This window comes from Sphingomonas sp. P4_G2 (assembly GCF_056401155.1).
In genome coordinates this window covers 364,190-378,929 of record NZ_JBFUJY010000002.1, presented here as the reverse complement: position 1 = coordinate 378,929, position 14,740 = coordinate 364,190, and the positions used below count along the sequence as shown (strand labels likewise).

Annotated in this window: 17 protein-coding genes; 11 read left to right on the top strand and 6 right to left on the bottom strand. The window is 65.8% G+C overall.

Annotated features, from left to right (window positions below; genetic code table 11):
* Nucleotide 1: 1 nt before the first annotated feature.
* Together pdxA and rsmA are read left to right on the top strand one after the other, a co-directional pair.
* Nucleotides 2-1,009, top strand: coding sequence for a 4-hydroxythreonine-4-phosphate dehydrogenase PdxA (pdxA, locus tag AC1DRD_RS07285; RefSeq protein ID WP_478030075.1), 1,008 nt, complete (start codon nt 2-4; stop codon nt 1,007-1,009).
* A complete protein-coding gene (gene rsmA / locus AC1DRD_RS07280) occupies nt 1,006-1,824 on the top strand; it encodes a 16S rRNA (adenine(1518)-N(6)/adenine(1519)-N(6))-dimethyltransferase RsmA (protein WP_478040872.1) in 819 nt (272 codons plus the stop codon). The genes pdxA and rsmA overlap by 4 nt, the downstream gene beginning before the upstream one ends.
* A gap of 166 nt (nt 1,825-1,990) precedes the next feature.
* Here the strand turns inward: rsmA and AC1DRD_RS07275 are convergent, their stop codons facing one another.
* Genes AC1DRD_RS07275 through guaB form a run of 3 tightly spaced genes read right to left on the bottom strand, consistent with a single transcriptional unit; the run spans nt 1,991 to nt 5,174 of the window.
* On the bottom strand, nt 1,991-2,503 hold the full coding sequence (locus AC1DRD_RS07275) for a tetratricopeptide repeat protein (RefSeq protein ID WP_478030073.1): 513 nt from the start codon (nt 2,501-2,503) through the stop codon (nt 1,991-1,993).
* Nucleotides 2,504-2,535: 32 nt separating this feature from the next.
* Entirely contained in the window at nt 2,536-3,720 is a 1,185-nt protein-coding gene (locus AC1DRD_RS07270; protein WP_478040871.1) for an RsmB/NOP family class I SAM-dependent RNA methyltransferase, read from the bottom strand.
* Complete coding sequence (guaB, locus tag AC1DRD_RS07265) at nt 3,717-5,174, bottom strand: IMP dehydrogenase (protein WP_478030071.1); 1,458 nt, start codon at nt 5,172-5,174, stop codon at nt 3,717-3,719. Before guaB ends, AC1DRD_RS07270 begins: the two co-directional genes overlap by 4 nt.
* 168 nt (nt 5,175-5,342) lie before the next feature.
* Between guaB and AC1DRD_RS07260 the strand changes: the two genes are divergently transcribed.
* Both AC1DRD_RS07260 and AC1DRD_RS07255 read left to right on the top strand, forming a co-directional pair.
* Nucleotides 5,343-6,293, top strand: a complete 951-nt coding sequence (locus tag AC1DRD_RS07260) for an SPFH domain-containing protein (protein ID WP_478040870.1) — start codon at nt 5,343-5,345, stop codon at nt 6,291-6,293.
* 10 nt (nt 6,294-6,303) lie between these two features.
* Nucleotides 6,304-6,753, top strand: a complete 450-nt coding sequence (locus AC1DRD_RS07255) for an NfeD family protein (protein ID WP_478040869.1) — start codon at nt 6,304-6,306, stop codon at nt 6,751-6,753.
* A 10-nt stretch (nt 6,754-6,763) separates the two neighbouring features.
* Here AC1DRD_RS07255 and AC1DRD_RS07250 read toward each other — a convergent pair whose 3' ends face one another.
* The 3 genes from AC1DRD_RS07250 to AC1DRD_RS07240 form a co-directional block, all read right to left on the bottom strand.
* Complete coding sequence (locus tag AC1DRD_RS07250; RefSeq protein ID WP_478030069.1) at nt 6,764-7,093, bottom strand: hypothetical protein; 330 nt, start codon at nt 7,091-7,093, stop codon at nt 6,764-6,766.
* A gap of 70 nt (nt 7,094-7,163) precedes the next feature.
* Nucleotides 7,164-7,604 carry a hypothetical protein gene (locus AC1DRD_RS07245; RefSeq protein WP_478040868.1) on the bottom strand — a complete coding sequence of 147 codons (441 nt, stop codon included), beginning with the start codon at nt 7,602-7,604 and terminating at the stop codon, nt 7,164-7,166.
* A 42-nt stretch (nt 7,605-7,646) separates the two neighbouring features.
* Complete coding sequence (locus AC1DRD_RS07240; protein ID WP_478040867.1) at nt 7,647-9,257, bottom strand: phosphoenolpyruvate carboxykinase; 1,611 nt, start codon at nt 9,255-9,257, stop codon at nt 7,647-7,649.
* A gap of 167 nt (nt 9,258-9,424) precedes the next feature.
* Here AC1DRD_RS07240 and AC1DRD_RS07235 point away from each other — a divergent pair, with 167 nt between their 5' ends.
* The 7 genes from AC1DRD_RS07235 to AC1DRD_RS07205 all read left to right on the top strand — a co-directional run bounded on the left by AC1DRD_RS07235 (nt 9,425) and on the right by AC1DRD_RS07205 (nt 14,690).
* Nucleotides 9,425-10,132: a response regulator transcription factor gene (locus AC1DRD_RS07235; RefSeq protein WP_478030066.1), complete on the top strand. Its 708-nt coding sequence runs from the start codon at nt 9,425-9,427 to the stop codon at nt 10,130-10,132.
* A complete protein-coding gene (locus tag AC1DRD_RS07230) occupies nt 10,101-11,678 on the top strand; it encodes a sensor histidine kinase (RefSeq protein ID WP_478030065.1) in 1,578 nt (525 codons plus the stop codon). Before AC1DRD_RS07235 ends, AC1DRD_RS07230 begins: the two co-directional genes overlap by 32 nt.
* A gap of 10 nt (nt 11,679-11,688) precedes the next feature.
* Entirely contained in the window at nt 11,689-12,129 is a 441-nt protein-coding gene (locus AC1DRD_RS07225) for an HPr kinase/phosphorylase (protein WP_478041206.1), read from the top strand.
* On the top strand, nt 12,126-13,043 hold the full coding sequence (gene rapZ, locus AC1DRD_RS07220; protein WP_478040866.1) for an RNase adapter RapZ: 918 nt from the start codon (nt 12,126-12,128) through the stop codon (nt 13,041-13,043). The genes AC1DRD_RS07225 and rapZ overlap by 4 nt, the downstream gene beginning before the upstream one ends.
* Nucleotides 13,044-13,054: 11 nt before the next feature.
* A complete protein-coding gene (locus AC1DRD_RS07215; protein ID WP_066583126.1) occupies nt 13,055-13,462 on the top strand; it encodes a PTS sugar transporter subunit IIA in 408 nt (135 codons plus the stop codon).
* A complete protein-coding gene (locus AC1DRD_RS07210) occupies nt 13,462-13,734 on the top strand; it encodes an HPr family phosphocarrier protein (protein ID WP_478030063.1) in 273 nt (90 codons plus the stop codon). The genes AC1DRD_RS07215 and AC1DRD_RS07210 overlap by 1 nt, the downstream gene beginning before the upstream one ends.
* Before the next feature lie 155 nt (nt 13,735-13,889).
* Nucleotides 13,890-14,690: a TrmH family RNA methyltransferase gene (locus AC1DRD_RS07205; protein WP_478040865.1), complete on the top strand. Its 801-nt coding sequence runs from the start codon at nt 13,890-13,892 to the stop codon at nt 14,688-14,690.
* Nucleotides 14,691-14,740 lie beyond the last annotated feature (50 nt).

The window sequence follows — 14,740 nt, the reverse complement described above, 5'->3', positions numbered from 1 at the left end:
CATGACCGCCCTTCCCCCGCTGGCAGTCGCGATGGGCGACCCTGCCGGGGTCGGTCCGGAGATCATCGCCAAGGCCTGGGCGCGCCGGCGCGAGGAACGGTTGCTGCCGTTTTTCGCGGTCGGCGACGTTCGCGCGATCGCGCGCGTCTGGGACGGCCCGGTCGCGCATATCGATTCGCCGAGCGGCGCGTTTGCCGCATTCGACGGCGCCTTGCCCGTGCTGAGCGTGGAAGACGGCGGAGAAATCGTTCCCGGACGCCCGGACCTGGAGGGAGCGCGTTGCGCGCTGCATTCGCTCGAACTGGCAACCGGGCTGACCCGATCGGGCGCCGCCGGTGCGCTGGTCACGGGGCCGGTATCGAAGGCACAGCTCTATCAGATCGGCTTCACCCATCCCGGCCAGACCGAGTTCGTCGCCGAACGGGTCGGCGTCGCCGCCAGCACGACGGTCATGATGCTCGCCGGCCCGACCTTGCGCGTGGTGCCAGTGACGACCCATGTCGCGCTCCGCCAGGTGCCTGGCCTGATCACCACCGGGCTGCTCGTGGCGAAGGCGCTGGTCACTGCCCGGGCGCTGGTGCGCGACTTCGGCATCGCCAGCCCGAGATTGGCCTTTGCCGGCCTCAACCCGCACGCCGGCGAACAAGGCGCGATCGGACGCGAAGAGATCGACGTCATCATCCCGGCGGTCGAAGCGTTGGTGGCGCAGGGAATCGACGCGACCGGCCCGATGGCCGCCGATACGATGTTCCACGCGCGCGCCCGGGCAACCTATGATGCGGCGATCTGCTGCTATCACGACCAGGCGCTGGTGCCGCTCAAGACGCTGCATTTCGACGAAGGCGTCAACATCACGCTTGGCTTGCCGATCGTACGGACCTCGCCCGATCACGGCACGGCGTTCGGCATTGCCGGCCAGGACCGCGCCGAGCCGGGTGCGATGATTGCCGCCCTCCGCCTCGCCGCCGAAGCCGCCCAGCGCCGCGCCGACGCGCTCGTCGCGGCGTGACTCCCGACCTTCCGCCGCTGCGCGAGGTCATCGCGCGTCATGGCCTGTCGGCGTCGAAGGCACTCGGCCAGAACTTCCTGTTCGATGGCCAGTTGCTCGCGCGGATCGCGGCGATCCCCGGCGACCTGACCGATGCCGAGATACTCGAAGTTGGTCCCGGCCCGGGCGGCCTGACTCGTGCCTTGCTCGCCGCCGGGGCTCGCGTCACGGCGATCGAACGCGACCGGCGCTGCCTGCCCGCGCTCGCCGAACTCGAAGTCGCTTATCCGGACAAGCTCAGGGTAATCGAGGGCGATGCACTTGAGGTCGACGCGCCCGCGCTGTTCGCGGGCCGGCCGCATATCGCCTCCAACCTGCCCTATAATGTCGGCACCGCCTTGCTCGTCCGCTGGCTGTCGGCCGATTGGCAGCCCTGGTGGCAAAGCCTGACATTGATGTTCCAGCGCGAGGTGGCCGAACGGATCGTCGCCACCACCGACAGCGACGCTTATGGCCGGCTGGCCGTGCTCGCGCAGTGGCGGTCGTCGGCGCGGATCGCGATGAACGTCCATCGCTCGGCGTTCACGCCGCCGCCCAAGGTGATGTCCGCGGTCGTGCATATCGTACCCGGCGAGCAGCCTGACGGAGTGGAGTTCGCCAAGCTCGAACGCTTGACCGCCGCAGCGTTCGGGCAGCGCCGGAAGATGTTGCGGCAGAGTCTGAAGAGCGTGCCCGGGGCATTGGAAGCACTCGAGAAAGTCGGCATCGACCCAGCACGCCGGGCGGAGACGGTATCGGTCGGAGAGTTCATCGCGCTCGCGCGGTGCCTTTCCTGAACGCTAAGACCCTCTCCCGCGCGCGGGAGAGGGAGGGGCCCGCCGCCGCAGGCGGTGGGAGGGTGAGGGTCTTCTTTCTTCTTCTGTCTCGGCACACGCTTGGAAGAAGAAAGAAGACCCTCACCCAAACCCTCTCCCGCTTGCGGGAGAGGGCTTTAACTGGCCCCTACTTCTTCTCCGCGTCCGGTTTGTCGGGAACCTTGGTCGCAACCTCCACGCTCGGCGGCGGCCCCTTGGCGATGGCCGAGGCCAAGGTCGTCGCCTCGGGGCACGGCTTCTTCCCGCACAAGGTCTTGATCCGCGTCAGATTCTCGCGTGCGGCTTCCATCGCGCCCTTGGCGACCAAAGCCTCGCCCTGACCCCGCAGCGCGGTCACGTCATTGGGTTCGATCGTCAATGCCTCGCGGTACAACCGGATCGCCTTGCCGGGCAGACCCTGGCGCGTCGCCACGGTCGCGAGTTCGAGGAAAGCGGCACGGTTGCGCGGGTCGACCGCCAGCGCGGTTTCGATCAGGTCGGTCGCGCCATCGAGGTTTCCCGACGCGGCCGCGGCGCGGCCCTGCATCAGCAAGGCCATCGACCGCGGGTCGATCTGCGCATCGGCGCGCTGGCCTTGCAAGGAAGTCGAAACGCTCAATCCCGCCAAAGCGATTGCGAGCGCTACGGGCGAAAAACGCATGATCGTCTCCACACGGGGCACAATGCCACCGGCTAGCATGGCCGGATCAGCCGCGCGACAAAAAAGCCGTCAGTCGCATCGTGCGCGGGGGTCAGCCGTTTACCGGCGCCGCGCGGGCGCCCCTGTTCGATCGGCTCTTCGGCGGTCCAGCTGGGGTGATCAGCGAGGAAGCGGTCGACCTGCCCTGCCCCTTCCGCGTCGAGCAGCGAGCAGACGATATAGACCAGTGCGCCACCCGGACGGACGAGCGTGGCGCCAAGATCGAGCAGGCGGGACTGCGTCGCCGCGAGGCGGGCGATCCGTGGCGGACTTAACCGCCAGCGCGCCTCCGGGTTGCGTCGCCACGTGCCGGTACCCGAACAGGGCGCATCGATCAGCACGACATCGGCGCGATCGGTCCAATCCTCCAGCGCGGCGGCCTCGCGATCGCCGTCAAGCAACCGCGTCTCGATGATCGTCGCGCCCGCACGCTCGGCGCGGGGCGCAAGGCGCGACAATCGAGTGCGATCGACATCGGTCGCGAGCACCACCCCATGATTGTCCATCGCCGCGGCCAGCGTCAGTGCCTTGCCGCCCGCCCCGGCGCACAGGTCGATCACTCGCATATCTGGTTCCGCGCGCGCTGCCGCGGCGACCAACTGGCTGCCGACATCCTGGATTTCGATCAGCCCTGCCTGCCAGGCCGGCACCTGGTCGACCATGGTTCCGGTCGGGAGCCTCATCGCATCGGGCGCGCCGTCGACCAAAGTTGCCTCGGCGAACTGGTCGGCCAGTTCGGCGGGCGTGGTCCGCAGCCGATTGACGCGGAGGTCGAGCGGCGCTCGATCGATCAGACTGTCGATGTCGGCTTGATCCAGCCCCGATTCCGCCAATCGCCGGCCCAGCCAGCCCGGCACGCGCGCTTCGACCGAGCGCGGTTCGTCGGGATCGATCGCCGGCGGGGCATGCGCCGAGCCATCGAACAGCGCCGCGACTGCCGGGTCGATATCGGCGAGCGCGACCATCGCGGCGCGTCCCGATGCGGGCGGCTCGCCGAAACGGCGAATGGCTTCATAGACCAGCTCGCGCACCGCGCGGCGGTCCTTCGATCCGGCATAGCGCCGCGTCGCGAAATAGCGAGCGATCAGCGTGTCCGCAGCCGCGCCGCCTTCGCGCGCAGCAGCGATGACGGCATCGAGCAACTCGATCGCCGCCGCCAGGCGTGCACCCGGCGTCATCGTGTCGGGTAATTCGGCGCCTCGCGCGTGATCGTCACGTCGTGGACATGGCTTTCCTGCAAGCCCGCGCCGGTGATCTGGACGAATTGCGCGCGCTTCTGGAGTTCGGCGATCGTCTGCGATCCGGTATAGCCCATCGCCGCGCGAATGCCGCCGACCAGCTGATGAATGACGTCGCGCGCCGGCCCCTTGAACGCGACCTGGCCCTCGATGCCTTCGGGCACCAGCTTCATCTGATCCTTGATATCGCCCTGGAAATAGCGGTCGGCCGATCCCCTGCCCATCGCGCCGACCGAGCCCATGCCGCGATACGATTTGTATGCGCGACCTTGGTACAGGAAGGTGTCGCCCGGAGCCTCTTCGGTACCGGCGAGCAACGACCCGATCATGCAGGTCGACGCGCCCGCCGCCAGCGCCTTGGCCATATCGCCCGAGGTGCGGATGCCGCCATCGGCGATGACCGGAACGCCCGCCTTGGCCGCTTCTTCGGCGCAATCCATCACCGCGGTCAGCTGCGGCACGCCCACGCCGGCGACCACGCGCGTCGTGCAGATCGATCCCGGGCCGATCCCGACCTTGATCCCGTCGGCGCCGGCATCGATCAGCGCGCGCGTCGCTTCGCCTGTCGCGACATTGCCCGCGATGACCTGCACCGAGTTCGACAATTTCTTCACGCGCTCGACCGCGCGGGCGACGTCCTTGTTGTGGCCATGGGCGGTATCGATCACCACCAGATCGAGCTCGGCATCGACCAAAGCTGCGGTGCGCTCGAACCCCTTATCCCCGACCGTGGTCGCGGCAGCGACGCGCAGCCGGCCCGCTTCGTCCTTGGTCGCATCGGGGTAGGTGACCGCCTTCTCGATATCCTTGACGGTGATCAGCCCGACGCATTTGTAATCGTCGTCGACCACCAGCAGCTTTTCGATCCGGCGCTGGTGGAGCAGGTGTCGAGCCTCTTCGTGGCGGACGCCGATCGAAGCGGTCGCCAGATTGTCCTTGGTCATCAATTCGGACACCGGCTGCTTCGGATTGCCGGCGAAGCGCACGTCGCGATTGGTCAGGATACCGACTAATTTGCCATCGGTCTCGGTCACCGGAATGCCGCTGATGCGGTGATGCGCCATCAATGCTTGCGCCTCCGCAAGGGTGGCGTTGGGGGCGATGGTGATCGGGTTGACCACCATGCCGCTTTCATAGCGCTTGACCGCGCGAACCGCGGCGACCTGTTCCTCGACCGACAAATTACGGTGGAGCACGCCGATCCCGCCCAATTGCGCCATGACGATCGCCATGTCCGCTTCGGTCACCGTGTCCATCGCAGAGGACAGGATCGGGATCGACAATGCGATGCCACGGGTCAGGCGCGTGCTGGTGTCAGCCCCGCTCGGCAAGACGTCGGACTCCCCTGGTACGAGCAATACGTCGTCAAAGGTCAGGCCGAGGCGGATATTCATGGGGAGTGCCAATCTCTCGAATCGAGGGTTGGCGGTCCATGTAAACGCGGGCCGCCGGATTAGCTAGGGGCCGAGCGCGCACGTCGCATTTCGCTATATTGGCGCCCACGATCTGCTACTATCGCAACGAGTTCGGCGTTGGCCGAAGGGGCTTTTGGGGGAGCGCTGATGGGTGCCATTATCGGATTGCTGGTCGCGGTCGTCGTACTGATCTACATACTCAGCGCGATCAAGGTCGTGCGCCAGGGCTATCAATATACCGTCGAGCGCTTCGGCAAGTTCACTTATGTGGCGCAACCCGGCCTGACCTTCATCACGCCGATGTTCGACCGGATCGGCCGCCGCGTGAACATGATGGAGCAGGTGCTCGATATTCCGGGCCAGGAGATCATCACCAAGGACAATGCCATGGTCGCCGTCGACGGCGTGGTGTTCTTCCAGGTGCTCGACGCGGCGAAGGCAGCCTATGAGGTCAGCGACCTCTATGTCGCGATCATGCAGCTGGCGACGACCAATCTGCGCACCGTGATGGGCTCGATGGACCTCGACGAATTGCTGTCCAAGCGCGACGAGATCAACGCGCGGCTACTCTCGGTGGTCGATCACGCGACCGAGGCCTGGGGCGTCAAGATCACGCGCGTGGAGTTGAAGGACATTCGTCCGCCTGCCGACATCGTCAACGCAATGACTCGCCAGATGAAGGCCGAGCGCGAAAAGCGCGCGACGATCCTCGAGTCCGAAGCTGCCCGTCAGAACGAAATCAACCGCGCCGAGGGTCAGAAGCAGGCGCAAATCCTGGAGGCCGAGGGTCGCAAGGAAGCGGCGTTCCGCGACGCCGAGGCGCGCGAACGCTCCGCCCAGGCCGAAGCCACCGCGACCAAGATGGTGTCCGACGCTATCGAAGGCGGCAGCACCCAGGCGATCAACTATTTCATCGCGCAGAAATATGTCGAGGCAATCGGGCTGTTCGCGACCTCGCCCAATGCCAAGACGATCCTGTTCCCGGTCGAGGCGACGCAATTGATGGGCACGTTGGGCGGCATCGGCGAACTGGCGCGCGATGCGCTGGGCACCCCTGCGGGCTCACCGAGCAACCCTTCGGCACCGCGGACACGATAGGAATATCATCATGACGCTGTTCGGATTGGAGTGGAGCTTGGGCGCCTTGTGGCTCGCCGCCGCACTGGCACTGGCGATCGCGGAATTGATCGCGCCGGGATTCTTCATGATCTTCATCGCCGCCGGTGCGGCGCTGACCGGGTTCGTCGTGCTGGTGATCCCGGGACTGGGCTGGATCGTGCAGGCTTTATTGTTCGCAGCGTTCAGCGCGGCTGCCGTCGCGATCGGCCGGCGATGGTATCATCGCGACCGCTTGGCCAGCCCTTCGCACGGATTGAACGACCGCACCGCCAAACTGATCGGCAAGACCGTCGAGGTATGCGAGGCGATCGTCGCCGGCGAAGGTCGAGTAAAGGTGGGTGACGGCGCCTGGAGCGCCACGGGACCGGATGCGCCCGCCGGGGCACTCGTGCGGATCACGGGTGCCACCGGGAGCGTCTTATCGGTCGAGCTCGCCTGAGCTCTTTCCCTCAGGCCTTGTTGCCGCCGCCGAACAGGCTTGAGGCGAAACCGCCGAGCTGACCCAGGATACCCGAATTCTCGCCGCTGTTGATCAAGGTCGCGAACTGACCGAGCGAGCCTTCGCCACCGATATGGCCGACGATCTGGCTCAGCACGTCAGAGCCCAGGCCGGTCGATGCGGCCGCACCTTCCACGGTATCGCCGGGCGCGGTGTGCGATTGGGCCAGCGCCATGATCGCGCTCTCGGCCTGCTCGGGCGTGATCCCGACCTTGGCGGCGAGGTTCTGGACGTCGGCGTTCGAACTTACCTGCGAGAGAATGCCATCGAGCAACGACATAGAACTTCCTTTCACTGGACCGGAGACGAAACGACTCCAGCTTCCCGTCAGATACGCGGTTGCGGTGCGGTCAGGAAGCCAGATCGGGACGCAAATAGCCGAGCCGGGCCTGTATCGAGAACAAGCGGTCGCGCGAATAAAGCGTGAGGGCCCAGTCACGCCGCCCCTCGGGCGCCGCAAGCAACGCATTGACCTTTTCCACCAATGGCAAGTCGCTGCGAACTGACCCGAGGAAGCGACGTATCGCCACGATATAGGTCAGCGTGATCGTGTGGTGATAGCCCTGTGTGGCGTCATTCACCCCGCCGACTGCCTCGTTATAGCCGGAAATGATCGCCGGCAGGTCGCGTTCGACATCGATATCGGGCCGCTCGGTCAGCAGCCACAGGCACGCGGCAAGGTGCGCCTCATGCGTCCACTCCGCCTTGGGCAAGGTACGCGCTAGTAGCCCCTCCCCCACATGGCGGACGGCGGCATCATCGGCGAAGAAGCGGATCTCATGGTCGGTCATCGGTCGGGCTTCCTTCGGAGAGGCCCGACCTAATGCCGAGCCCTATTCAGCGGTGGCAGGGGTCCGGGGCGCGGATTGTCGCACCCCTTCGTCGACATGGTCCGCGAATTGCGCGAAATTCTCGACGAACAGATCGACCAGCTTTGCGGCCATCGCGTCGTATTCAGCCTTGTTCGCCCAGGTCTCGCGCGGATCGAGGATCGCGCTGTCGACGCCCGGCACCGCGACCGGCACCTGGAAGCCGAAATTGGGATCGGTGCGGAACTCGGCGTCGTTCAGGCTGCCGTCGAGCGCCGCGTTGAGCAGCGCGCGCGTCGCCTTGATCGGCATCCGCTTGCCAACACCATATTTGCCGCCGGTCCAGCCAGTATTGACCAGCCAGCAATCGACGCCCCCCTTGGCGATCCGTTCCTTGAGCAGATTGCCGTAGACCGACGGATGCCGCGGCATGAAGGGTGCGCCGAAGCAGGTCGAGAAGGTCGCTTCGGGCTCGGTCACGCCGATCTCGGTGCCCGCGACCTTGGCGGTATAGCCCGACAGGAAGTGGTACATCGCCTGGTCGGGCGTGAGCTTGGCGATCGGCGGCAACACGCCGAACGCGTCGGCGGTCAGCATCACGATATTGCGCGGCACCGGTCCCATGTTGGCAGCGGAGGCGTTGGGGATGAAGTCGATCGGATACGCGCCACGTGAATTCTCCGCGAGGCTGTTGTCATCGAGGTCGAGAATTCGCGTCTCCGGATCCATCACGACATTCTCGAGCACGGTGCCGAAGCGCTTGGTGGTCGCGTAGATTTCCGGCTCGGCCTCGGCCGACAGGCGGATCATCTTGGCGTAGCAACCGCCTTCGAAATTGAACACCGCATCGTCCGACCAGCCATGCTCGTCATCGCCGATCAGCGTGCGGCTGGCGTCCGCGGATAAAGTCGTCTTGCCAGTGCCCGACAGGCCGAAGAACACCGCCGATCCGCCTTCAGGCCCGATATTGGCCGAGCAATGCATCGGCATGATGCCCTTGACCGGCAGCAAATAGTTCAACAGCCCGAACACCGACTTCTTCATCTCGCCGGCATATTGCGTGCCACCGATCAAGATCAGCTTCTCGCTGAAATTGACCGCGATCACCGTCTCGCTACGGCAGCCATGACGCTCGGGATCGGCGCGGAAGCTCGGCAGGTCGATGATGGTATACTCTGCCTCGAACCCCGCCAGTTCATGCGCCGCCGGGCGGACCAGCATCGTGCGGATGAACAAACTGTGCCAGGCGAGCTGGGTGATCACGCGAACATTGACCCGGTTCGCGGGCTGCGAGCCGCCGAACAGATCCTGCACGAACAGCGTGTCCTGCTCGCCCAGCGCCGCAAGGAAGTCCGCCTTCAGTGCCGCGAACCCTTCCGGGCTCATCGCCTTGTTGGTCTTGCCCCACCAGACCGTCGACTCGGTCTCGGCATCGCGAACAATGAACTTGTCCTGCGCCGAGCGCCCGGTGTGGCGCCCGGTGGCGACCACCAACGGTCCGTCGGCGGCGAGATGACCTTCGCCGCGGGCGATCGCATGCTCGACGAGCGCGGCCGTTTCCAGATTCCAATAAAGCTTGGCGGCAGTAGCAATGCCCTGCGCGTCCAGCCCCTGCGTAGGGACTCGATCGATCATTTTTCCTCCGAATATCGCACGCTGCGGGTTGATCCCGCATACGTATGCATCCTCGTTATCCCGGGCGCATAGAACCGCTCCATGCGTCCGTCAAATGGGCGAATGGTTTACCGGCGCAAAGGTTTCGCCTAGGCAAGCCGCGCTATGCTTTGGGATCTGTCCGGACGATGACGGCCACTATCGCGCTCGTCGATGACGATCGCAACATCCTGACCTCGGTGTCGATCGCGCTGCAGGCCGAAGGGTTTCTGACCCGGGTCTATTCGGACGGCGAAACCGCGTTGAAGGCGCTGGTCGACAATCCGCCCGACCTGGCGATCTTCGACGTGAAGATGCCGCGGATGGACGGGCTGGAGCTGCTGCGGCGGCTTCGCGAGAAGAATCAGATCCCGGTCATTTTCCTGACCAGCAAGGATGACGAGCTCGACGAGGCGCTGGGGCTCGCCATGGGCGCGGACGATTATATCGCCAAGCCGTTCAGCCAACGCCTGTTGATCGCCCGCATCCGCGCGATCCTGCGTCGTACCGAATTGAGCCATGCCAGCGCCGGCGGCGACGAGCCGCCCGCCGAAACCGCGATCGACCGCGGCCGCCTGCAGATGGACCCGGCACGGCATCGTGTGACTTGGGCCGGCGACAACGTGACGTTGACCGTGACCGAATTCCTGATCCTCGAGGCGCTTGCGCAACGGCCCGGGGTGGTCAAGACGCGCAATCAGTTGATGGATGCGGCGTATCAGGACGACATCTATGTCGACGACCGCACGATCGACAGCCATATCAAGCGCGTCCGGCGCAAGTTCCGCGAGGTCGATGCCGAATTCGATGCGATCGAAACGCTCTATGGCGCCGGCTACCGCTTCTCGGAGGAGTGAGGCGGAGGGTGAAGGCCGTGACCTGACGCTCAAATGGTCGGGTCGGATTTCGCTCACCGCGCGCATTCTCGCGCTCAATATCTTCGCGCTGGCGCTGCTTGCGGGCGGGTTCTTCTACCTCGATTCGTACCGGACGCGGATTCTCGACAACCGCACCGCCCAGGCGAGTCGCGAGGCGCGGCTGATCGCGGCGGCGATGGTGTCGACGCCGGCCGATCACCGCAACGACCTGGCGCTGCGCCTCGCCCGCGATACCGACACACGCATCCGGCTGTTCGCCGCCGACGGCACCCCGATCGCCGACACGCGCGCGATGGGTCTGCGCAATTTCGTGCTGATCGACCCGAACAAGGAAGGTTGGGGTCTGCAAGCGGCGCGATTCTTGGATGCGATCATCGACACCGTGGTCAACGCGCCGCGCGCGCCGCTCTATCGCGAGCGCAAGGCCGGCAGTGAGTGGCCCGACGTGCGCACCGCCCGCACCGCTCAAGTCGCGCCGGCAACGGTTTGGCGCGCGCCCGATCGTACCCCTGTCATCACCGCAGCGGCGGGCTTGGGCGACGGCGAGGTCGTGATGACGACGGTCAACGCCCGCGACGTGACCCAGACGGTACGGCTCGAACGTTTCCGGCTGGGGGTCGTGCTGGCGATCGTCAGCCTGGTGTCGATCTTCCTGTCGCTGTTCCTGGCGCGGACGATCGTGCGGCCGCTGCGCCGGTTGTCGCGCGCCGCGGTCCGGGTCCGGCTGGGGCGCGCGCGCGAGGTCGTCGTCCCGCGGCTGCCCTCGCGCCGTGACGAGATCGGCAGCCTGGCCCGCGCGCTGAGCGACATGAGTCAGGCGCTGCGGGCACGGATCGACGCCACCGAGGCGTTCGCCGCCGACGTCACGCACGAAATGAAAAACCCCCTCGCCTCGCTCAGATCGGCGGTCGACGGGCTGGCGCACGTCAAGGATCCTGCGCTGCAGGAACGGTTGCTGGCGGTCGTGCGCGACGATGTGCACCGGCTGGATCGGCTGATCACCGATATCTCAGAGGCATCGCGGCTCGACGCCCAGCTCAGCCGCGCCAAGTTCGATGCCGTCGACGTGCTGGCGATGCTCGCCGCGCTGATCGAGCAACGCACCACGCGCGGGATCGAACGCAGTGTGCGCATCCGGTTCGACAATCGCGTGCGCGGCGGCGCATTGGTGATGGGCGAAGGCGCCCGGCTGGAACGGGTGTTCGAGAATCTGTTCGACAATGCCGTGTCCTTCTCCCCCGACAATGGCCTGATCACGGTTGCCGCGACCCTTGCCGACGACGATTTGGTGATCCGGGTCGAGGACGAAGGCCCGGGCGTCCCCGAAGAGGCGCGTGAAGCGGTGTTCCGGCGTTTTCAATCTATCCGCCCGGAAAATGAGGAATTCGGCAAGCATTCCGGGCTAGGGCTCGCCATTGCGCGGACGATCGTCGAGGGGCATCAGGGCACCATCGCGGTCGAATCGCGTGAAGACCGTCTGAGTGGGGCCAGATTCGTCGTCCGGCTGCCGCTCGCTCCAGGCTAGGGAGGCAGCCATCGCGACCGGGCTCTCATTTGAAACCCTACATGTCTCCAGCGTCGCCATCGACGGGCGCGCGGTATTGATCGAAGGCGAATCGGGGGCCGGCAAGTCCGACCTCGCGCTGCGCCTGATCGACCGCGGCGCTACGCTGATCAGCGACGATTACACTTTGCTTCAGCGCGCCGGCGGCGAACTGATCGCGTCGCCGCCCGACACGATCGCCGGCAAGATCGAGGTGCGCGGGCTGGGCCTCCTCGAGACGGCATATGTTGAGAAGATCCCGGTAGCCCTGCTCATTCGCCTGACCGATGCGCCCGAGCGGTTGCCGCTGGCGGATGACGTCCGCCGCATCGCCGGGCTCGACATTCGCGAGATCGCGGTCGATTCGCGTACGGCCTCGGCGCCGATCAAGGTCGAACTGGCGTTGCGGCACCTGGTCGGCACGAAGGCGTGACTCGCGCCAAGGAGATCCTGCTGGTCACCGGATTGTCCGGCGCAGGCAAGTCGACCGTGCTCAAGACGCTCGAGGATCTCGGCTGGGAAACCGTCGACAATCTGCCGCTGCGGTTGCTCGACCGGCTGCTGAGCACGCCCTTGTCGGAGAGCACCGAGAGCGATTCGCCGTTGGCGGTCGGAATCGGCGCACGGACGCGCGACTTCGATCCCGAGAGCATCGTCAAACGCATCAAGACGCTGCGCGCCGAGCATGGTTATGACATCGGTACGTTGTTCCTCGATTGCAGCGGCGCCGAGCTCGAGCGGCGTTATGCCGAGACCCGGCGGCGCCATCCGCTCGCGCTCGACCGCCCGGCGAGCGACGGCATCGCACGCGAACGCGAATTGCTCGCCCCGCTGCGGCGCTGGGCCAACCGCTTGATCGACACGACCGATCTGTCGTCGAACGAGCTCGCGCAACAGGTGCGCGCGACGTTCGGCGGCGACGGTCTGGGCGAACCGACTTTGTCGGTGATGTCGTTTGGCTATGCCCGCGGTGTCCCGCGCAACGCCGATTTGGTGTTCGACATGCGATTCCTGCGCAACCCGCATTGGGACGAGAAATTGCGCCCCGGAACGGGACTCGACGCCGATGTGGCGGCGTATGTCGCCGCGGATCCGGCCTATGATGACGCCATGAAGCAGATCCAGGACCTGCTCCTGCTCCTCCTGCCGCGCTACCGGGCCGAGGGAAAAGCCTATGTTACCATAGCCTTCGGCTGCACCGGCGGGCGTCACCGCTCGGTCCATGTCACGGAACAGATCGCGAAGCGGTTGCGCGACGCCGGGTTTTCGCCCACGGTCACGCATCGAGATCTGGGGGCGGCACCGCAGGACTCCTTGGAGGGTGCGCCGCGGACGGGTTTGGGATAGTAAGCAAACGCATGATCGGTCTGGTTTTGGTGACGCACGGACGGCTCGCGTCCGAGTTCGTGACCGCAATGGAACATGTCGTGGGTCCGCAGGAGCGCGTGGAGTCGATCGCGATCGGCCCTGACGACGATATGGAAGCGCGCCGCGCCGATATCGCCACGGCGATCGGCAAGGTCGATGACGGCAAGGGCGTGATCGTGCTGACCGACCTGTTTGGCGGCACGCCGTCGAACCTCGCAATCTCGCTGCTCGAGCGCGGGCGAGTCGAAGTGATCGCGGGAATCAACCTGCCGATGCTGATTCGCCTAGCGTCGGCGCGCAAGTCGATGAAGGTGGTGGACGCGGTGATCGCCGCGCGTGAGGCGGGCAGGAAATATATCGCAGTGGCATCCGAGGCGCTCGGCGAGGCCGCTGCCTGATGCCGGCGATCAGCCGCACAGTGCAGATCATCAACAAGCGCGGCCTGCATGCGCGGGCATCGGCCAAGTTCGTCACTCTCGCCTCGACCCAGTCGGTCGAGATCCAGGTGGTCAAGGACGGCCCGGCGGTCACCGGCACCTCGATCATGGGCCTGATGATGCTGGGCGCGGCGATGGGCGACACGATCACGATCAGCGCCGATGGCGACGGCGCGGAGACCGCGGTTGGCGCGCTGTGCGAGTTGGTCGAGGCCAAGTTCGGCGAAGACTGACTCCCTCCCCAATCCGTCATGGCCGCGAAAGCTGGCATCTCATGAGGGGAAAATACTGCGTGAGCCCCCAGCCTACGCTGGGGTGACGGTTAGAGCTCCCGCTGCGGTGACCGCCACAGCTTCCGCTGGGGTGATGGGTTCGCTAGGAACCCATCATGCCCCGCGAGATCACCGCTTTCTCCAACACCCTGGTCAAGCGCGTCCGCAGCTTGCGCGACAAGAAGCATCGCAAGGCGGAGGGTCTGTTTCTCGCCGAGGGACTGCGCATCCTGACCGAGGCGCGCGAAGCGGGACGCCTGCCGGAATATCTGTTCTTCGCGGCCGACAGCGCGAGACATCCGCTGGTCCTGGCGCTGGTCGGCGCCGTGGAAAGCGCGGGTGGCGAAGCGATCGAGACCAGTCACGACATCCTCTCCAAATTGTCGGGCAAGGACAATCCGCAGGCGGTAGTCGGCGTCTTTCCCGAATTCACCACGCCACTCGACGCGCTCGACCGTTCGACCTCGCCGATCTGGCTGGTCGCCGAGCGGCTGCGCGATCCCGGCAATCTCGGCACGATCCTGCGCACCGGCGATGCGGTCGGCGCCGGCGGGCTGATCCTGGTCGACGATTGCGTCGATCCCTTTTCGGTCGAAGCGGTACGCGCAAGCATGGGCGCGCTATTCACGGTGCCGATCGCGCAGGCGCGCTGGGACGAGTTTCTGCCCTGGTTGCGCTCCGGACAGGGGCAACTCGTCGGGCTCAGTCTGCAGACCGACCACGATTATCGCGGTGCGGCGTATCAGGCGCCGACCTTCCTGCTCACCGGCAACGAGGCGCAAGGCCTGCCTGACGCCTATGAGGCGGAATGCGACTTGCTGGTCAAATTACCGATGCTGGGCAAGGCCGACAGCCTGAACGCCGCGGTGGCGACCGCGGTAATGGCGTATGAAGTGCTCGCCCAGCATCGCTGCTGAATATGGCCGACATGGCCGGTTCAGCCGGACTAGGCTATGAGCCTGGCCAA